Origin of the sequence: Streptomyces sp. NPDC059861, from assembly GCF_042731435.1 — a bacterium.
Taxonomy (GTDB): Bacteria; Actinomycetota; Actinomycetes; order Streptomycetales; family Streptomycetaceae; genus Streptomyces.
This window is the reverse complement of the sequence record NZ_JBHWJQ010000059.1, coordinates 17,214-36,170: the sequence shown is the minus strand read 5'-3', so window position 1 is coordinate 36,170 and position 18,957 is coordinate 17,214. Positions and strand designations below refer to the sequence as shown.

General features: G+C 70.7%; 13 protein-coding genes. 4 read left to right on the top strand and 9 right to left on the bottom strand.

All coding sequences use genetic code 11. From position 1 onward, the window contains the following. Positions 1-142: 142 nt before the first annotated feature. Positions 143-1,498 carry a M28 family metallopeptidase gene (locus ACFV6X_RS33750; protein WP_385390088.1) on the bottom strand — a complete coding sequence of 452 codons (1,356 nt, stop codon included), beginning with the start codon at positions 1,496-1,498 and terminating at the stop codon, positions 143-145. Between the two features lie 268 nt (positions 1,499-1,766). On the opposite strand from ACFV6X_RS33750, the gene ACFV6X_RS33745 reads away from it, so the two are divergent. Together ACFV6X_RS33745 and ACFV6X_RS33740 are read left to right on the top strand one after the other, a co-directional pair. Continuing rightward, positions 1,767-3,035, top strand: a complete 1,269-nt coding sequence (locus ACFV6X_RS33745) for a GAF domain-containing protein (RefSeq protein WP_385390086.1) — start codon at positions 1,767-1,769, stop codon at positions 3,033-3,035. A 122-nt stretch (positions 3,036-3,157) separates the two neighbouring features. Continuing rightward, on the top strand, positions 3,158-4,681 hold the full coding sequence (locus tag ACFV6X_RS33740; RefSeq protein WP_385390084.1) for an aldehyde dehydrogenase family protein: 1,524 nt from the start codon (positions 3,158-3,160) through the stop codon (positions 4,679-4,681). Positions 4,682-4,936: 255 nt separating this feature from the next. On the opposite strand, the gene ACFV6X_RS33735 is transcribed toward ACFV6X_RS33740, so the two are convergent. Further along, positions 4,937-6,160 (bottom strand): cytochrome P450, encoded by a 1,224-nt coding sequence (locus tag ACFV6X_RS33735; protein WP_385390083.1) that lies wholly within the window; start codon positions 6,158-6,160, stop codon positions 4,937-4,939. A 144-nt stretch (positions 6,161-6,304) separates the two neighbouring features. On the opposite strand from ACFV6X_RS33735, the gene ACFV6X_RS33730 reads away from it, so the two are divergent. Together ACFV6X_RS33730 and ACFV6X_RS33725 are read left to right on the top strand one after the other, a co-directional pair. Continuing rightward, complete coding sequence (locus ACFV6X_RS33730) at positions 6,305-7,582, top strand: FAD-dependent oxidoreductase (RefSeq protein ID WP_385390082.1); 1,278 nt, start codon at positions 6,305-6,307, stop codon at positions 7,580-7,582. A 129-nt stretch (positions 7,583-7,711) separates the two neighbouring features. Then, the gene (locus ACFV6X_RS33725; RefSeq protein ID WP_385390081.1) at positions 7,712-9,127 is read left to right on the top strand and encodes an FAD-binding oxidoreductase; all 1,416 of its coding nucleotides are present in this window, start codon (positions 7,712-7,714) and stop codon (positions 9,125-9,127) included. Positions 9,128-9,130: 3 nt separating this feature from the next. Here the strand turns inward: ACFV6X_RS33725 and ACFV6X_RS33720 are convergent, their stop codons facing one another. From ACFV6X_RS33720 to ACFV6X_RS33690, 7 genes are all read right to left on the bottom strand, one after another. Next, the gene (locus ACFV6X_RS33720) at positions 9,131-10,006 is read right to left on the bottom strand and encodes a PhzF family phenazine biosynthesis protein (protein ID WP_385390080.1); all 876 of its coding nucleotides are present in this window, start codon (positions 10,004-10,006) and stop codon (positions 9,131-9,133) included. Between the two features lie 122 nt (positions 10,007-10,128). Continuing rightward, positions 10,129-11,415 carry a ThuA domain-containing protein gene (locus tag ACFV6X_RS33715; RefSeq protein WP_385390078.1) on the bottom strand — a complete coding sequence of 429 codons (1,287 nt, stop codon included), beginning with the start codon at positions 11,413-11,415 and terminating at the stop codon, positions 10,129-10,131. Further along, on the bottom strand, positions 11,412-13,682 hold the full coding sequence (locus ACFV6X_RS33710; RefSeq protein WP_385390076.1) for an RICIN domain-containing protein: 2,271 nt from the start codon (positions 13,680-13,682) through the stop codon (positions 11,412-11,414). Before ACFV6X_RS33710 ends, ACFV6X_RS33715 begins: the two co-directional genes overlap by 4 nt. 133 nt (positions 13,683-13,815) lie before the next feature. Further along, entirely contained in the window at positions 13,816-15,204 is a 1,389-nt protein-coding gene (locus ACFV6X_RS33705) for a ricin-type beta-trefoil lectin domain protein (RefSeq protein WP_385390075.1), read from the bottom strand. A 319-nt stretch (positions 15,205-15,523) separates the two neighbouring features. After that, positions 15,524-16,495, bottom strand: a complete 972-nt coding sequence (locus ACFV6X_RS33700; protein WP_385390073.1) for a nitrous oxide reductase family maturation protein NosD — start codon at positions 16,493-16,495, stop codon at positions 15,524-15,526. Between the two features lie 104 nt (positions 16,496-16,599). Next, positions 16,600-17,829: an alginate lyase family protein gene (locus ACFV6X_RS33695; protein ID WP_385390090.1), complete on the bottom strand. Its 1,230-nt coding sequence runs from the start codon at positions 17,827-17,829 to the stop codon at positions 16,600-16,602. Positions 17,830-18,138: 309 nt separating this feature from the next. Further along, the gene (locus ACFV6X_RS33690; protein ID WP_385390072.1) at positions 18,139-18,777 is read right to left on the bottom strand and encodes a hypothetical protein; all 639 of its coding nucleotides are present in this window, start codon (positions 18,775-18,777) and stop codon (positions 18,139-18,141) included. Positions 18,778-18,957 lie beyond the last annotated feature (180 nt).

The following is an 18,957-nucleotide window of genomic DNA, read 5'->3' as shown; positions in this document are numbered from 1 at the left end:
GGGGGGGGGGGGGGGGCCCGCCAGCCCCCCCCCCCTGGTTAGGGGGGGGCGCCGCGTCGGGGGGGGGGCCACCCCCCCCGCCCGGGGCCGGGGCCCCCCGCGCCCGGGGTGGGCGGGCCCCCCGCCACCCGCGGCCGATCGGTCAGAAGGTCAGCTTCCAGCTGTCGATGTAGCCGGTGTCCTGCGAGGCGACGTCCTGCACCCGCAACCGCCAGGTGCCGTTGGCCGTCTCGTTGGACGCGTTGACGGTGTAGGTGGCGATGACGTTGTCCGCGGAGTCCGAACTGCTGGAGTTCTTCAGCCGGTAGGCCGTGCCGTCCGGCGCCAGCAGGTCGACGACGAGGTCACCGCGCCAGGTGTGCTTGATGTCCACCCCGACCCGCAGCGCCGTCGGCGCGTTTCCCGTGCGGCCCGCGACGGCGACGGCCGAGGTCACCGCGGCCCCGTTGTCCGGGACGGCGACGTCGGCGGTGTTCTCGTACGACTCACCGGGCGGTACCGGCTCCGACGTTCCCAGCGTCCAGATCGCGTGGGCGAGAGCGTCGCTGTTGCGGTCGAGCGCGGTGTCGTTGATGTTCGTGGTCGAGTCGCAGGAGGAGTGGTAGCACCGGTCGAAGGCCTGGCCGGAGGTACCGCCCCACTTGGCCGCCTGCGCCGCCGTCTTCGTACGGCTGGCGCCGGTGAACAGACCGCCGACGGGTATGCCGACGTTCTTGAAGGACGCGTGGTCGGAGCGGCCGTCGCCCTCCGTCTCGATCTCGGTCGCCACACCGATGCCCGTGTACCAGTCCTTGAAGACCTTCTCGATCGCCGGGTCGTCGTCGTAGACGAAGTAGCCGGGGTTCGGGGAGCCGACCATGTCGAGGTTGAGGTAACCGGAGACCTTGGCACGGTCGGCGGCCGGCAGGTTGTTGACGTAGTACCTGCTGCCGACCAGCCCCAGCTCCTCGGCGCCCCACCAGGCGAACCGCAGGTGCTTCGTGGGCTGGAGCTGGGCGCGGGAGACCGCGAGGGCCGTCTCCAGCACGGCGGCGGAGCCGGAGCCGTTGTCGTTGATCCCGGCACCGGAGGAGACCGAGTCGAGGTGCGCGCCGGCCATCAGGACCTGGTTCGGATCCCCGCCGGGCCAGTCGGCGATCAGGTTGTACCCGGTGCTGCCGGACTGGGTGAACTGCTGGACGGTGGTGGTGAATCCGGCCGCGTCGAGCTTGGCCTTCACGTAGTCGATCGAGGCCCGGTAGCCGGGGCGGCCGTGGGCCCGGTTGCCGCCGTTGGCGGTGGCGATCGACTGGAACTGCGTGAGGTGCGCCTTGACATTGGCGAGCGGGAGGTCGGGTGCCGCCGACGTCCCGGCGTCCGTGGTGCCCGCCCCGGTCCGGTCGGGCGTGGCAGAGGAGGCGGTCGGCGACGCGGCGATCAGCCCCGCCACGGCCACGAGTGCCACGGCGGCCAGCCGTCCGGAGATGGTCGTGGGCAGGCTGGATCTCGGATGTGTCATGTGGGGAGCCGCACTTTCTCGTCGATGGGGGAGTCGAGCGATGCCTGGATCAGGTGGTGCCAGAGCTGTGCGGGAGCTGTGTGCGCCTGATGCTCAGTCAGATGTTGATGTCCTGTCAAGAGCTGTATCCGGTCACAGCCGTCCGCTCAGCGGACGTCCGGCCGGGGCGGTGGGGGTCGGGTGAGCCGCTCAGCCGGTCGAAACGGTTGTCGCCACGGACCCCCCGAGCGACGATGTCCCCCAGCGCATCGCCCCGCGGGAGGTTACGTTGACCGATCCCTGGGTGGCCCTGGAGCCGGGGGCCGACCCTGCCGAGCGCGTACGGGTGCTGCACCGGGCCCACGAGATCTTCACCGAGGCCGGGACGGTGCCCCGGCCGGTGCGGGGCGTGGTCGCCGACTCGTGGCGGCGGTCGGCACGGGCAGGCGTCCGCCCCGACGGCACCGCCGACATCGAACTGACCGACAACGACCTCGGCGTCCATCGCGCCGAGCATCCGCTGGCCCATGTGATGCCGCTGTTCCGGGAGCTGATGGGCACGTTCGCCTGCGACGGCCGGCATCTGCTCGCCGTGTGCGACGCGCACGGCAGGCTGCTGTGGGTCGAGGGCCACGCGTCGACGCTGCGGCAGGCGGGGCGGATGAACTTCGTGCCCGGCGCCCGGTGGGCGGAGAGCGCGATGGGAACCAACGCGCCCGGCACGGCCGTTGCCGTGAACCGCCCCGTACAGGTTTTCGCCGCCGAGCACTTCGCCCGGCGCGTACAGCCCTGGACCTGCGCGGCCGCCCCCGTACACGATCCCCGCACGGGCCGCGTGCTGGGCGCCGTCGACATCACCGGCGGGGACGGCCTCGCGCACCCGCACAGCCTGGGCTTCGTCCAGGCCGTGGCACGCGCGGCGGAGTCCCAGCTGGCGCTGCTCACGCCCCGCCTCCCCGGCGCCCGCGAACTCGAACTGGCCGCGCTGGGCCGCGACCAGGCGCTCCTGACGGCGGACGGCCGCAGGCTCCGGCTCAGCCGCCGGCACAGCGAGATCCTCGTCCTCCTCTCCCGTCACCCCGACGGACTGACCGGCGACGAGCTGCTGTGCGCGCTGTACGAGGACGAGTCGGTGACGCCGGTGACGCTGCGCGCGGAACTGGCCCGGCTGCGCCAGGTGCTCGGCCCCGGACTGCTCGCCTCACGCCCGTACCGGCTCACGGCGCCCGTCGCGTCGGACGTGGCCGTCGTGGAACGTCGGCTGGCGGCCGGCGCGATCACCACGGCCCTGACCGCCTACGCGGGCCCGCTGCTCCCCACCTCGCAGGCACCGGAGGTCGCACGGCTCAGGCGCCGCCTCGCCGACGGTCTGCGCGCGGCACTGATCGCCTGCCGGGATCCCGACCTGCTCGCCGACTGGGCGTACGCGCCGTGGGGCGAGGACGACCTGGACGTGTGGCACTCGCTGGCCACGGCCCGGCCCACGGCCGCGATCCGGGCCCGCCTGACCGCGATGGAGTCGGAACTGGCGGTGCCGTTCGGCCGGGGACGTCCGTAGCGACGGCCCGAGGGCACGGGTGACGGCCCGCCGCCGCAACGTGGATGCAACCTCCGCCTTCCTACCCTCCGTCGCAGAGCTGCCCAACGGCGGGCAGCGCTGCCGAAGGAGGTCAGTTCCGCATGACCCGTTACGTGGCGCCCGGAAGCGAGGGCGCGATCGTCTCCTACCAGCCCCGCTACGACCACTTCATCGGCGGCGAGTACGTGCCCCCGGTCAAGGGGCAGTACTTCGAGAACCCGAGTCCGGTCAACGGCCAGCCCTTCACCGAGGTGGCCCGCGGCACCGCGGAGGACGTCGAGCTGGCGCTCGACGCGGCGCACGCGGCCGCGCCCGGCTGGGGGCGCAAATCGGCGACCGAGCGCTCCGACATCCTGCTGAAGATCGCCGATCGCATGGAGGCGCACCTGGAGCCACTGGCGGTCGCGGAGAGCTGGGAGAACGGCAAGCCGGTACGGGAGACGCTGGCGGCCGACATCCCGCTGGCCATCGACCACTTCCGCTACTTCGCCGGCGCGGTGCGCGCCCAGGAGGGCTCCCTCAGCGAGGTCGACGACGACACGGTCGCCTACCACTTCCACGAGCCGTTGGGCGTCGTCGCCCAGATCATTCCGTGGAACTTCCCCATCCTGATGGCGACCTGGAAACTCGCGCCGGCCCTGGCGGCGGGCAACGCCGTCGTCCTCAAGCCGGCCGAACAGACCCCGGTCTCCATCCACTACTGGCTGAGCCTCGTCTCCGACCTGCTCCCGCCGGGCGTGCTGAACATCGTCAACGGATTCGGCCCCGAGGCCGGAAAGCCGCTCGCCTCCAGTCCGCGGGTGGCGAAGGTCGCCTTCACCGGCGAGACGTCCACGGGCCGCCTGATCCTGCAGTACGCGGCGGAGAACCTGAAGCCGGTCACGCTGGAGCTGGGTGGCAAGTCGCCGAACATCTTCTTCGACGACGTGTGGGACAAGGACGACGAGCTGCGCGACAAGGCCCTCGAAGGGTTCACGATGTTCGCGCTGAACCAGGGCGAGGTGTGCACCTGCCCGTCCCGCGGCCTGATCCAGCGCGGCAACTACCCCGACTTCCTGGCCGCGGCCGTCGCCCGCACCGAGCTGATCAAGCCCGGACACCCGCTCGACACCGACACGATGATCGGCGCCCAGGCGTCCAGCGAGCAGCTGAGCAAGATCCTGTCCTACATCGACATCGGCAGGCAGGAGGGCGCCAAGGTCCTCACGGGCGGCGAACGCGCCGACTACGACGGCGACTTGAAGGGCGGCTACTACGTACGGCCCACGATCTTCGAGGGCGACAACCGCATGCGGGTCTTCCAGGAGGAGATCTTCGGCCCGGTCGTCTCGGTGGCGTCCTTCGACGACTTCGACGACGCGATCAAGATCGCCAACGACACCTCGTACGGCCTCGGCGCGGGCGTGTGGACCCGCGACATCAACATGGCTTACCGCGCCGGCCGTGCCATCCAGGCGGGCCGCGTCTGGACGAACTGCTACCACGCCTACCCCGCACACGCGGCCTTCGGCGGCTACAAGCAGTCCGGAATCGGCCGCGAGACACACAAGATGATGCTGGACCACTACCAGCAGACGAAGAACCTGCTGGTGTCCTACTCGCCCCAGAAGCTGGGCTTCTTCTAGCCCTCCGGAACAGGTGCCCGACTCCGGTCGGGCGCCTGCGGTCACGGATGGTCCGTGGCGTGCCCTATACTGATCTCGAACTGGTCGCCCGAACTTCGAGCAGCCGTTCGCGCGTTGGTGGTCCAAGGAAAGACGCCCCGCTTCCTGCGGGGAGATGCAGGTGCAAGGCCTGCCCGGCGCTCAGAGACACGAGCCCACCCCGGACGCGGGGTGGGCTCGTGTGTTGTGTCGCCTGTGTCTCCCCCCAACGCGGACTCAGCTCGCGGTGAACGTGACGGGCAGGCCTACCGGGCCGCGCAGGCCGCCGGGGCGCCAGGTCAGTTCGGTGGGCGGTACCGCCAGGGCCAGGTCCGGGAGGCGGCGCAGGGCCGCGCCGATCGCGATCTCACCCTCCAGGCGGGCGAGCGGGGCGCCCAGGCAGTAGTGGATGCCGTGCCCGAACGCCAGATGGCCGATGTCGCGCCGGGCGACGTCCAGCCGGTCGGGGTCGGCGTAGCGCGCCGGATCGCGGTCGGCGATCGCGGACGCGATCAGCACGGTCGCGCCGCGCGGGACGCTCACGCCCGCGATCTCGACGTCCTCGCGCGCGAACCGCGCGATGCCCGGGCTGACCGGACCGTCGTAGCGGAGGAACTCCTCGATCGCGCCGGGCAGCAGACCGGGGTCGCCGCGCAGCAGCTCCAGCTGGTCGGGGTGGGCGAGGAGCGCGGCGATGCCGCCGCCGATCAGGTTGACCGTCGTGATGTACCCCGCCACCAGCAGCAGGAACGTCATCGAGATCAGTTCGTCCTCGCTCAGCCGCTGCTGTTCGTCACGGGCGCTGATCAGGGCGCTGAGGAGATCGTCCTCGGGCCGTGCGCGCTTGGTGTCCAGCAGGTGTGTGAGGTACGCGCGCATCTTCTGCCACGCCTCGTTCACGACCACCGGGTCCGGCATCTGCTCCCCGCGCAGCAGCATGTCGTCGGTCCACCGCTGGAAGTCGTACCGGTCGTCCACCGGCACGCCGAGCAGCTCGCTGATCACGGTGACCGGCAGGGGCAGCGCGAACTCCGCGACGAGTTCGGCCCGGCCCGCCGGCACCACCTCGTCGAGCAGCCGGTCCGCGATCTCCTGGATCCGGGGCCGCAGCTCGGCGACCCGGCGCGCCGTGAACGCCTTCGAGACCAGGCGGCGCAGCCGGGTGTGGTCGGGCGGATCGGAGCGCAGCATGTTGCTCATCATCGATTCGCGCTCGAACTCGGGCAGCTGGTCCATCAGGCGACGGTCCGACGCGTCACGGATGTCGCTGCTCAGTCTCGGGTCGGACAGGGCCGCGAGCCCATCCTCGTAGCGGGTGACCAGCCAGGCGTGCACGCCACCCGCGATGACCGCGCGGCGGACCGGGCCGTCCTCGCGCAGCTGTCGGTACAGCGGAAAGGGGTCGGCCACGAAGGCCGGATCGGAGTAGGGGAGAAGGACCGGCTGCCGACTCTGGCTCATCGTGCCTCCCGGGCATGCGGCCACCACGTGTGGAAACACACATAGCAACTACGCATAGCGACCCTGCGTGACGGTTTTGCGGCTACTTGTGGGTATGTATACCAGTGTGACTCATCAGCGGTGCGGACGAAGGGACGGAGCGCGATGGACACGAGGGACGGCCTGCGGACGGCGGAGCGGACCACGTGCTGCGTGGTGGGCGGCGGGCCCGCCGGAATGGTCCTCGCGCTGCTCCTCGCCCGCGCCGGGGTGGAGGTGACGGTCCTGGAGAAGCACGGCGACTTCCTGCGTGACTTCCGCGGCGACACCGTCCATCCGACCACCCTCACACTCCTGGAGGAGCTCGGCCTCGGCGAACGGTTCGCCCGTCTGCCCCAGCGCAGGGTCACGACGGTCCAGCTGCCGCTCGGCCCCGACGGGACGCTGGTCACCGTGGGGAACATCGGCGCGCTGCGACGCCGGTACAACTACATCGCGATGGTGCCCCAATGGGACCTGCTCGACCTCCTCGCCGACGAGGCCGGACGCGAGCCGTCCTTCACCCTGCGCATGAACACCGAGGCGACCTCCTTCCTCAGGGAACGCGGCCGCGTCACCGGCGTCTCCTACCGCACGTCCGACGGCCGCACCGGCGAACTGCGGGCCACCCTCACGGTGGCCTGCGACGGCCGCGGCTCGCTCGCCCGCTCGCTCCCCGAACTGGACCTGCGCACGTTCCGCTGCCCGATGGACGCCTGGTGGTTCCGGCTGCCGCGGCGCGAGGGCGATCCGCACGGGCTCGTGGGCGGCGTCGGCGACCGGTTCCTCAGCGCCATGATCGACCGCGGGGACTACTGGCAGTGCGCCGCGCTGATCCCCAAGGGCAGCGACGCACGGCTGCGCGCGGAGGGCCTCGACCGCTTCCGGGACTCCTACGGGGCCGCCGTCCCGTGGCTCGCGGACCGGACGCACACCCTCGCCTCGTGGGACGACGTGAAGCTGCTCGACGTACGGCTCGAACGGCTCGGGCGCTGGCACCGGCCGGGCCTCCTCTGCATCGGGGACGCGGCACACGCCATGTCGCCGGTCTTCGGCATCGGCATCAACCTCGCCGTCCAGGACGCGGTGGCAGCAGCCCGCCACCTCGTCGGCCCGCTGAGCGGCGAAACCTCCGGCCTTTCGGCGGCCGTACGCCGAATCCAGCGTCGCCGCCGGCTGACCACGGCCGTCACCCAGCGCATGCAGCGCGTCGCCCACGCCAACGTCATCGAACCGGTCCTGCAGGGCCGCCCGCCCTTCGGCGACCCTCAGCGCGCACAACACATCGCCGAACTGATCACCACATCACGCTGGCTGAACCGCGTACCCGCCTACTTCCTGGCCTACGGCGCCCTGCGCGAACGGCCGCCGACGGCCTCCGTGCGCCGACCGGAGACAGGCTGAGCCGGCCTCACCACGTCAAGTGCTCGGACATGGCCATAGCACCTGGTTTTGCGGCGGTCGTGCGGCTCCCAGCGCTCAGGCCTACCGTGGAAGGACGGACAGCAGCGCGCACCGGGAGAGGTGACGCCGATGCCGGACGAGCGGACTTCCCCCTCGACGACTGCCGCGGAGCGGGCGATTGCCGACGAGCTTCGCTCCTCGCTTCAGGGTGAGGTGATCGACCGCGCGCATCCCGCCTACGACGAGGCGCGCACCGTCTGGAACGGGCTGATCGACCGCCGCCCCGCGGTCGTCGCCCGTTGCTCCGGCACGGCGGACGTCCTCGAGGCGGTGCGGGTCGCGCGGGAGCACCGTCCCGTCGTCAGCATCCGCGGTGGCGGCCACCAGGTGGCGGGCAGCGCACTGTGCGACGACGGGCTCGTGATCGACCTGTCGCGGATGAAGGGCGTGCACGTCGACCCCGCGGCCCGTGCGGCGCGCGCCCAGGCCGGCGTGACGTGGGGCGAACTGGACCGGGAGACCCAACTGCATGCTCTGGCCACGCCGGGCGGGGAGATCTCGGCGACCGGGATCGCGGGTCTCACGCTCGGCGGCGGCTTCGGGTTCGTGATGCGGACGTTCGGCCTGAGCTGCGACAGCGTCCGCTCGCTGGAGATCGTCACCGCGGACGGCGTCGTGCGCACGGTGAACCGGGAGCAGGAGCCCGACCTGTACTGGGCGGCGCGCGGCGGCGGCCGGGGCATCGGCGTCGTCACGTCCTTCGAGTTCGGCCTCCATTCCCTCGGCCCCGATGTGGCCACGGTGGTGATGCTCCACCCGTACGAGCACGCCGAGGCGGTGGTGCGGGCCTGGCGGGACGCGACGAGCTGCGCGCCCGAGACGGTCACGCCGGAACTGCTGCTCTGGAGCGTGCCCGCCGCCCCCGGCATACCGCGGGAACTGCACAGGGCGAAGTGCGTCATCATCGGCTCCGTCTACGGGGGCCCGCCGGACGACGGTGCCCTCGCCGCGCTCGCACCCCAGCGCGAACTGGGCCCGGTGCTCCTGGACCTGAGCGCGACGGTGCCCTACGTCGCGCTGCAGTGCGCGAACACCTGGCGGTTCCCGGACGGCGAGCGCTACTTCATGAAGTCGCACTTCATGGACGAGCTGAACGACGAGGCCATCCGGACACTGCTGGACTGGGACTCCCGGCGGCCGACGCCGGAGAGCCTCGTCGTCGTGCGCACCCTCGGCGGCGCCGTGGCGCACGTGGGCCCCGACGACAGCGCGTTCGCGCACCGGTCCGCGCGCTTCAACGTGAGCATCGACGCGGGCTGGCAGGACCCGGCGATGGACGAGGCCGCGATCGAGTGGGCGCGTTCGGCGTGGGATGCGATGAAGCCGTTCTCGAGCGGCGGGACATATGTCAACTTCGCCGGGCTCGGCGAGGACGCGAGCCAGTTGCGTGGCGCGGTCTTCGGCTCGCACGAGGAGCGGCTCGCGGGCATCCGCGCCGCGTACGACCCGGAGGGCCTGTTCGCGCCGGCCGCGCGGATGCCGTGAGCCTCAGCCGATGCGCGTTCCCGCGCCGCCGACACGGACCCGAGAGTCACCCGCGCGCAGCGTCACCGTGAGTTCGCCGGGGCGGCCCAGGTCCTCGCCCTGGTGCAGGGTGAGGACGGCGTCCTCGGGCACCAGGCCGAGTTCACGGACGTACGCGCCGAAGGCGGCGGCCGCGGCGCCGGTCGCCGGGTCCTCGACGACGCCGCCGACGGGGAACGGGTCACGGACATGGAAGACGGTGGCCGACTCCCGCCACACCAACTGAAGCGTGGTCAGGTCCAGGCGGTGCATGAGGGCTTCGAGGCGCGCGAAGTCGTACGCGAGATCGGCGAGGCGTGCGCGTGTCGCCGCCGCGAGCACCAGATGGCGGGCACCGGCGAACGCGATCCGCGGCGGGAAGGCCGGATCGAGATCGGCGGCCGGCCAGCCGAGCGCGGCGAGCGCCTCCGTGAGGTCGGCGTCGGCGATCTCCTCGATGTGCGGCTCGACGCTGGTGAGCGTGGCCCTGACCGTTCCGCCCTCTTCGGTCACCTCCACCGGTACGGTGCCGGCGCGCGTGGCGAACACGAGTTCCCCCGGGCCGGTCCGCTCGGCGAGGGCGACGGCGGTCGCGACGGTGGCGTGCCCGCAGAACGGCACCTCGGCCCTGGGACTGAAGTAGCGGATGCTGTACGCCCGCCCCTCCTGGCCGCCTAGGCCCCGCGGCGGCGCGGTCAGGAACGCGGACTCCGAGTATCCGAGGTCGGCGGCGATGGCCAGCATGTCGCTGTCGTCCAGGCCGCCCGCGTCCAGAACGACACCGGCGGGGTTCCCGCCGTCGGGGGCGCTGGAGAAGGCGGTGTATCGCAGCACCTCGGGCCGCGGCGTGTTCGTCGTCACGCTCGTGGCAACGCGGCGCCGGCGCGCGGCTATTCCCGGGCACCTCGGCCCCCGAACGCAGGGCCCCCTCCCGCCCGGAGGGGGCGACAGGGGGCCGTGGGACCGCTCGGGGGACCCGCGGGTCAGGGTTGCGCGTTCAGGCGGAAGCTCTGCGCCGCGGAGTTGTCGCAGGGTCGCTGCACCAACTGCACGCCGTTGGCCGAACTGCCCGTGGAGCTGAGGCATTTACCGCTGTGACGGGCGATGAAGTGGTAGCTGCCCGATGCCTCCCGCACCGGTCGCCACTGCTGGTTCCCACCGGCGCCGTACGACCACAGCTGAAGCGGTGCGTTGTCGGCGGTGGAGACGCCGGTGACGTCGATGACCTGCTGCGGGTTGCCCCGGATCGCGATCCGGCTGTAGCCGCTGTCGGTGGCGCGGAACTGGAACTGCTGGGCCGGCGTCCCGTTGCAGGTGTACTGCTGGATGGGTGTGCCGTTGGCGGTGGCCGCCGCTCTGGCGTCGACGCAGGCTCCGTCGGCTCCGCCCGCGACCGAGTACCACGCCGTCTCGGAGATCGGGTCGGTCGGTGGCGTGGGGTCCTCGCCCGCTCCGCCGAGCCACTTGAGACCGTCGATGAGGAAGCGGTTCTGGGTGGCACTGGCGAACGTCGAGGAGAGCCGTGTGTTGGTCTCGTAGTTCATGGCGTTGTGCCCGAAGTTCGCGTACAGCATCCGGTACTGGGTGTTGGTCCACAGGATCGGGTAGTAGCCGCTGTACCACGACTGGTTCGGGTCGGTGCCCAGCGGGAAGCTGGACGGGTCGACCGACGCCAGGATCTTGATGTCGGACCTGTTGCGCAGGTCGTTGGACCAGCTGTACCACTCACTGACCGCTGAGGTGAACGTCGTCGGCAGCGCTGCCGTCGAGGGGTGCGTACGGTCCTCGGTGCGCAGGACCGCCGTCGTGGGACCCCAGGTGTTCGACCTGAAGTTTCCGCTGCCGAGGAAGGAGTTGTAGTACCAGGGCCAGGCCCCGGCGTTGGTGGTGAAGGCCGAGACATGGAAGCCCAGCCAGCCGCCGCCGGCCCGCATGTACCGTTCGAAGCCGGCCCGTTGCGCGGCGGTCTGGGGCGCGTCGTCCAGGAACAGGACGACCTGGTACGCGTCCACCCCGCCGTTCGCCAGGAGGTTCCAGTCGGTGGTGGCGGTGTAGGTGAAGTTGTTCTGGGCCGCGGCCTGCGGGAACCACGCGTTGGCTTCCTTGACGAAGTCGATGTGCGCGGCGTCCCAGGTGCCGTTGTAGAAGGCGATCACCTTGAAGGCGGGCGCCTGGGGCGCGGCGGAGGCCGGGTTCCCGACGTGGGCCGGGGCGGTCAGCCCCAGCAGCACGGCCAGCAGTGTCAGCAGCCTGGCTGCGAGCCGCCTCACGGGTAGCTCACCAGGTTCGCGACGTTGCTGGACGAGTTGGACGGCCCGCCCCGGTCGTTGATGACATGCCGGATGGTGCCGGTGCCACCCAGTGACACGGTCACCATGTTCTGGAAGCGGACGTTGGGGTTGTTGGGCACCTCGAAGGCGCGCTCGGCGGTGACGCCCGGGTTGACGTTGAAGAAGCAGTAGCTGCCGAGTCCGTACGCCTGGTGGCTGGTGACGGAGTCGGCGACCTTGTAGGCGGCGTAGCCCTGCGTTGAGCCGTTCATCCAGGCGGCCTGGTTGGGCGGGTCGTAGGGCATCTCGTTCTGGTAGAAGTACGTCCGTCCGCCGTTGCCGTTCCAGATGGTCTGATGCTTCTGGTAGTGCTCGACGAACAGGCCGTACATCGTCACGTTGTCGCCGTTGACGATGAGGCCGGTGTCACCGGTGTTGGTGTTCCAGCCGATACCGGTGCCGTGGTCCCCGCGCCAGATCCACATGTGGTCGCCGATGACGTTGTCGCTGTTGACGACGAGGCTGGTGGTCGCCTTGCCCACGGCGGCGCCGCCGACGCGGAAGTACACGTCGTGCAGGGAGGTGGGGTTGGCCGCGTGGCCGGCCGAGGCGCCGGAGGGGCCGACCTCAACCAGCGTCTGCGAGTTGGCCGTACCGGCGTCGAACAGGACGCCCGCTATCTTCACGCCGTCGACGTCGGCGACCGTCATGGCCGTGATGCCGTTGTCCGGGATGAAGGTGGCGAGACCCAGGCCGAGGACCACGGTGTCGGGCCGGGTCACCCGCAGTGTCTGGTTCAGGTGATAGACGCCAGGCGTGACCAGCAGGTTCTTGCCCTCGGCGAGGGCGGCGTTGATCTGCGCGGCGGTGGCGCCGGGCTTGACGACGTAGAACTGGTCCATGCCGAGCGAGGTGCCGGCCGCGTTGCCGTTCGCCCACGTGGTGGCCGACGAGTTGGTCCGCAGGGCGGGGACGAACACCCGGTAGGCGCCCGCGCCGTCGACGTACAGGAAGGGCTTCTCCCGCACGGTCGGGGTCTGGTTGACCGTGGTGTAGGGCGGGTTGGGGAACGTGTTGCCCGGTGCGCCCTGGCTGCCGACGAAGACCATGTTCCAGTTGGAGCCGGTCCAGCTGCCGAGCTGGGAGTTGCGGGTCAGCCACTGCTGCTGGGTGCCGGAGCGGACCTGCCCGTCGATCTTCGAGTCGGCCATGAACCCGCCGCTGGACCAGCCGCCGTCACTGAGTTCCAGGTTGCCGCGCACATGCATGCGCCGGTACGCGGAGGCCTGCGACACCGCCCAGCGGTCCGTGCCGCCGGTCGGGTTCACGGAGAGGTTCTCGGCGCCGCGCCAGAAGTTGTGCGTGGCGTTCTGCGGCGGGAACCAGTCCGCCTCCACATGCACGGCACCGTTGATCGTCACCGAGTCGGGGGACTGGCCCAGGCCCAGGACCTGGGTGTAGAAGCCGACGTTGACGTCGTTGCTGTAGGTGCCCGGCTTGAACAGGACCGCGTGGCGCTGCGAGCCGAACTGGTTGGTCTCCTGCTGCCGGAAGATGGAGTCCAGCCGGCTCTGGATCGTCGACGACGGCATCGACGGGTCGAAGACGGCCACGTTGGGACCGAGGTCGACGTCTCCGGGTGCGGTGCTCACGGGCGTGACCTGGAAGCGCTGCGCCGCCGAACCGTTGCAGGCGTACTGCACCAGCTGCACACCGTCGGCCGTCGAGGCGGACGGGACGTCCAGGCACTTGCCGCTGTTCCGGTTGACGAAGTGGTAGGCGCCGCCGCCCTCGTCGACGGCCTGCCACTGCTGGTTGTTGCCACCGCCGTACGTCCACAGGTGCACGGCCGCGTTGTCGGCGGTGGACACGTTGCTCACGTCCACCACCTGCTGGGCGTCGTTACGGTTGCCGATCCGCACGTAGCCGTCGCTGGTCGGGGTGAAACTCCACTGCTGCGCCGTGGTGTTGTTGCACGCGTACTGCTGTACGGCCGTGCCGTTGACCGTCCCGGCCGCCCGGGCGTCCAGGCACTTGCCGCTGCCGCTGTTCACCACGGTCGCCCAGCTCGTCGGCAGGGCGGCCACCGCCGCCGAGTCCGACGGCGCGTCGGCCCTCGTGGCGGCGGCCTGGGCCGGCTGGACGGCGGTGAGGACGGAGGCCGCGGTGGCGGCGGCCGCGAGGACGGTGGTCCACGGGCGACGGGCGCGGCTCAGGGGAGAGCCGCTGGAGCGGCCACGGACGGGTGGTCGCGAGGAGCGAAGCATCGTGTCTACTTCCTGTGCCGCCGGGGGGCGGCTCGGGTGGGGGACGGGGGACGAAAGCGGGGAGGATGCGGGTCGGCCGCTGCGCGGTCGACCCGTCGGGCGGTCGGGTGTGGTGCGAACAGCGGCTGTGCGGTCAGCCGTTGTACTGGGCGAAGACGCGGGTGAAGTCCCACGGCTGCTGGGAGACGCCCGAGCAGGTGTCGGCGCCACCACCGGTGCAGGGCCGGTCGCGGTTGACCGACCAGAAGGTCAGCCGGGCCAGGTGCCGCTGCTGGGCGTAGGCGAGGATGGTGCGGAAGTCGTTCACCGTCACCGTCTCGCTGTTGTCGGTGATGCCGTTCATCGACGAGATGCCGGTGTGCCGGTAGGCCTGGTCGTCGCTGTAGCCGTAGGCGTTCTTGACCGCCGTCTTGAGGCCCTCGGCCGCGCGGACCGTGAGCTGGCCCATGTTCTGGCCGGCGCCACCGAAGTTGAACGGCATGATCGTCCAGCTGTCGACGGTCAGCCCGGACGCGGCCGCCTTGCTGATCAGGCTGCTGTCGGGCCCGTTCTGCCCGGTGCCGAAGGTGACGTAGACCTTGATCCCCGGGTTGTTGGCCTTGACCGTCTTGAGGGCGTCGACCGTGCGCTGCTGCACGACCGGGCTGTCGTACGCCGCCGCCTCGATGTCGATGTCGATCGCCTTGAGACCGTAGGCGTTGATGACCTTCTGGTAGGCCGCGGCCAGCTCGCCCGCACTGCCGCAGGAGCTCTCCAGCTTGTTGCCGCTCCATCCGCCGAAGGACGGGATGACGTCGCCCCCGGCGCCACGGACGGTGTTGATGGTCTGCTGGTCGACGCCGCCGGTCAAGGGCCGGTTGCCGTCCCACTGCGGGTTGCAGTAGCCGTTGCTGAGGACGAAGGCGAGGGTGAACCACTTCACGCCGGTCGCGTTCATCACGGTCGTGGGGCTCGGCGGGCTGCCCCAGCCGTTGTAGAGGTACGGGGCCACGGCCATCGCGCCGGGTCCGGGCGAGGGATTGCCGCCGCCGCTGGGCGCGGTCCACTTCTGGTTGGCGGCGCCGGTGCAGGTCCAGATCTGCAGCCGGGTTCCGTTGGCCGAGCTGCTGCCGGTCGCGTCCAGGCACTTGTCGGCCTGCGGGTTGACGATGTCGCGGGCAGCGGTGACCGTCCACTGCTGGGCGGCGCTGCCGTTGCAGTCCCACAGCTGGACGCGGGTGCCGTTGGCGGTGCCGGCCGAGGCGACGTCCAGACACTTGCCGAGCGCGCGGATGGTGCCGTCGTCGCCGACGGTCCACTGCTGCGCGGTGGTGCCGTTGCAGTCGTAGAGCTGTACGGCCGTGCCGTTGGTCGTCGCGGCGCCCGCGACGTCCACGCACTTGCCGCCGAGTCCGGTGATCTGTCCGGTGGCCGCCACGGCGGCGCCTGCCGGGGAGGAGTTCAAACCTGCCAGGAGGGCGGCGACAACCGCGGTACCGAGCCCGGCGCGCCGCGCGTGCCCGCGGAGGAGTGTCGTGGTCATGGGTCACTGTCCTGTTCTGCCGTCATCCAACCGGTACGGACTCCTGCGGCCCCCACTCAAGACCGGACCGGTCACCGGCCATCGGGACGGCATGAGCCATCGGGGTGGCGTGGCTGTGACGGGCGGGCCGTGATGTGGGGGCTGTGGGATGGCGCGGCGGCTGCGATGGTGGGGGAGGGGGAGTCAGATCGGACTGCTTACTTCACACCGTGATTTAAGAAGTGACCGAAAACTCCTGTCAAGTGCTTGGTACAGTCCAATTCATAAAGGGCGCCGATGAGTTGGGCTCGGGGCCGGCAGCCGCGCGGGCCCTCCTGGCCTACGGCGTCACGGTGATGTTGGTGAGACCCCTGCCGCCCGTGACGGTGTTGCTGCTGTACACCGTCGTACGGCAACTGGAGCTGTTGTTCGTGACGTTGACGGCCAGCCGGGTGGAGCCGCTCGCTCCCGTGAGCGTGGAGCGGTTGTTGCGGAAGACCGTGCCGCAGCCCCAGCCGGACTGCTGGGTGTGGGTCTGGTAGCCGTCGTTCGTGGTGTTCCTGCCGGTGTTGTTCTCGACGAGGACGTTGTTGCCCTTCACGTCCACCCACGAGTCGTCGTAGTTGGCGCCGGTGAGACCGTTGCCGTCGAAGGTGTTGCCCACGATGCGCGCGCCGGTGGTGCCTTCCTTGATGTCGATGTTCTCGCCGCCGACGTCGGGTCCGATCGTGTTGTCGATGATCTGTATGTTGTCGCTCCTGTCGGACAGGGTGTTCGCCGATCCGACGTAGACGCCCTCGCCCATCCCCCGGCCGTCGTGCCCGGTGTCGTGGATCCTGGAGTTCCTGATCACGCCGTCGGTGCTGGAGTTGCGGAAGTGGACGCCCTCCATGTCGAGGTCGTGCACGGTGACCCCGTCCACCACGACGCCTCGGGCGGAGTCGATCATGATGCCCTTCTGTCCGCCGCGCACGGTCAGGCCGCTGACGGTCCAGTAGGAGGCGCCGTTGAGGTGCAGGCCGTAACCGCCACTCGCGGTCAGGACGGCCCGGGACGAGCCGGTGAGGGTGATGCGCGAGCCGGAGGTCGCGGCCTTGGTCGCCTTGAAGTTGCCGGTGTAGGTGCCGTCGGCGAGCCGGACGGTGTCACCCGGGGCGGCGGCGGTGAGGGCCGACTTGAGCTGCGCCGCGGTGGAGACGTCGATGGTCGCCGCGGGGGCGCTGCCACGGGCTTGGGCCGGCGTCACCGCCAGGCCGCCACCGGTGGTGACGGCTGCGGTGAGCAACACGGTGAACAGCGCGCGGGAGTGCATTCGCATGAGGGTGCCTTTCCGGTGGGGGAGTGGTACGCGAAGGCTGAGCCGGCAGGGCGCTGGTCCTCGGGCCGGCCTCGTGAGCCGGACGACGGGCTGCTGGGTCAGCCGGCTATCGAGTCGAGTTGTTCAGCGGCCGGCCGCACGGGCCAGAGGTCTCCTTGCGGCGGTGGCTCCAGCAGCGGGACGGCGCGGGCGGCTGCCCGGTCACCGGCGTCCGCGGCCGCGCGGACGACGTCGCTCGCCGCGTAGCGGTGGAACTCCAGCTCCGGGTAGGGCCAGTCGGCCGCGCCGGTCGCGGCCGGCAGCAGATGGTGCACGGCCTTGGCCAGGCTCTGGCCGTCCGGGCCGTGGTGGGCCCACAGGTCCACGCCGACATGGCGGCCGATCGCGGCGAGACGGGTGTAGGCGACGAGGGTGAAGGTGGAGTAGTGCCAGCTTCTGGTGCGGGCCAGTTCCTGGGGCTGACTGCCGTCGGCGGCGATCTGGGGATCGATCCGCTTGCCGGCCGCTTCCCGCACCGTCCTGCGTGCCAGGTCCGCGTCGCCGGTGGCGTGGGCCAGGGCGGCGACCAGCATGTCGTAGAAGGTGCCGTGGTTGTTGGTGGCCGCGGCCTCCTGCTCGCCGAAGGGGCTGGTGGTCAGCCAGGTCAGGAAGTCGGTGTTCCAGCGCCGCATGCCGGCGCGGTCGCGCTGGGTCCAGCCCGGTGCGCCGGTGTCCAGGATCGCCAGGGCGTCGACGACGCTGGTGTACGACTGCGAGAAGTCGATGATGCCGATCGCCCGGCCGTCGTACCTGCAGGGGATGAACTGGGCATGATCGAGGTGCGGGTTCATCCGGGTGGCCGGGTCCAGGAACCAGGTGCGCAGGACCTGCGTGGCCTTCTCGGCGTACTGGCGGCGGCCGGTGTAGTACCAGGCGAGGGTCAGCTCGTAGGTCGAGTCGAAGACCTTCTCCACGTCCTGGCGGTCGGTGCCCGAGTCGACCTCGGGGTTCCGTTCGCCGTCACGCTGGACGTAGGGGCAGCCCCACGGGTTCTCGGCGGACGGCGGTTGTGTGGGCCACCAGTAGGGGGCCTGGCTGAGGTAGTCGTGTACGTCGCCGCTGGGCGCGGGACGTGGTTTGTCCACGACCGTCCACGGCCCCTGGTTCAGCCATCCGTCGGCGCGGCGCGTCAGTTGTGCCACTGTCCGGCGGATTTCGGGACTGCCGTGTTGCAGCTCGACCTTCGCCTGCCTGAGCCGGGCGCCGTCGAGGACTGTGGTTCTGGGCGTCTTGGGCGCTGCCTGTGCGTTCGCTGCCGGGACGACCGCGGCGACGAGCGCGGCGATCATGAGCAGGGCGACAGTCGCCGGAGATCTTCTACCCACACCCTCTCCATTCAGCTATGTGAACAGAATTCACGTGCAAGGTCGGGTGAGCGTAGGGTCGGGGAGCGACTGAGGCAAGAGGTCGCGCAGATTTGAGGGATCGCCCGCAGGAGTGGACCTCGACTAGGGCGTTCGCGTATGTGACCCGAAGGGTGCGCCTGCCGCCCCGCAGCCGAATGCCGCGGGGGCGGGGCGGTGGCGAAGGGGCACTTCCTACGGCCGCGCGATCACGTCGGGTGCGCCCCGATGTGCCGACAGCCCTTGGGGGTCAGGTCACTCGCCCTGCTGGGCGAGTTCCTCGGCCTGTGCCGCGGGCCCGGCCGCCTCGGGGGTGGTGTAGAAGACGGACGAGCCCTGCTTGCTGCGCTGGGCCTGGTTCCTGGCCACCAGCCCCTCGAGCGTCGTGCGCACGACGGTGGTCTTGACGTTGCGCTCGGGGTGCTGCTGTCCCAGCGCGGTGGTGATCTCGGCGGCGGAGCGGGGTTCGCCCTGGGCCTCCAGATGTGCGCGCACGAGCTCGACGAGGGTGGGCGAAGTCGGCGACGTCGCCGGGGCCTTGGCGGGGCTCTTCTTGTCCGACCGCTTCCGGGTGGACGCAGCGGGCTTCTTCGCCTTCGCCTGCTTGGCCGCGGTCGAAGTGGCCGCCGACTTCCTGGTCTTGCGAGGTGCGGGCACCGTCGCGGCGGGTTCGGCCGAGGGCGCCGCGGGTGCCGGGACGCCGAGTGCCTGCTGAATGTTCACCAGGACCGTGTGGTCATGGCGCAGGGCGGTCAACTGCGCCTGGAGCGCCTCGATTTCACCGCTGAGGCGTTCCTGCTCCTTGACGTTGCGATCGAGGTCGCCGGCCACCTGCGCGCTGTACTGCGAAGTCAACTCGGTGGTTTCGGCAGTGGTTTCGGACAAGGTCCTCACACCCTTTCTGGGTGTCATGGCCGACGGGTGGTAGGCCCGTGGCGTATGCGAAATCTAACGTGTGTGCTTTTCTGCCTGGTGTCGTGCGGGCGGTAGCAGTTACTGCCGCACATGGTTGTAGCAGTGATAGTACGGAAGATGTTTGCCCCGCACCCGGGTGAAGGCAGCGGCACACCATGA

What these genes read in the sequence shown, in the direction of transcription:
- ACFV6X_RS33700 (WP_385390073.1), bottom strand. Translation starts at nt 16,495, where the DNA reads ATGCACTCCCGCGCGCTGTTCACCGTGTTGCTCACCGCAGCCGTCACC.
- ACFV6X_RS33705 (WP_385390075.1), bottom strand. Translation starts at nt 15,204, where the DNA reads ATGACCACGACACTCCTCCGCGGGCACGCGCGGCGCGCCGGGCTCGGT.
- ACFV6X_RS33695 (WP_385390090.1), bottom strand. Translation starts at nt 17,829, where the DNA reads ATGATCGCCGCGCTCGTCGCCGCGGTCGTCCCGGCAGCGAACGCACAG.
- ACFV6X_RS33725 (WP_385390081.1), top strand. Translation starts at nt 7,712, where the DNA reads ATGCCGGACGAGCGGACTTCCCCCTCGACGACTGCCGCGGAGCGGGCG.
- ACFV6X_RS33735 (WP_385390083.1), bottom strand. Translation starts at nt 6,160, where the DNA reads ATGAGCCAGAGTCGGCAGCCGGTCCTTCTCCCCTACTCCGATCCGGCC.
- ACFV6X_RS33710 (WP_385390076.1), bottom strand. Translation starts at nt 13,682, where the DNA reads ATGCTTCGCTCCTCGCGACCACCCGTCCGTGGCCGCTCCAGCGGCTCT.
- ACFV6X_RS33740 (WP_385390084.1), top strand. Translation starts at nt 3,158, where the DNA reads ATGACCCGTTACGTGGCGCCCGGAAGCGAGGGCGCGATCGTCTCCTAC.
- ACFV6X_RS33750 (WP_385390088.1), bottom strand. Translation starts at nt 1,498, where the DNA reads ATGACACATCCGAGATCCAGCCTGCCCACGACCATCTCCGGACGGCTG.
- ACFV6X_RS33730 (WP_385390082.1), top strand. Translation starts at nt 6,305, where the DNA reads ATGGACACGAGGGACGGCCTGCGGACGGCGGAGCGGACCACGTGCTGC.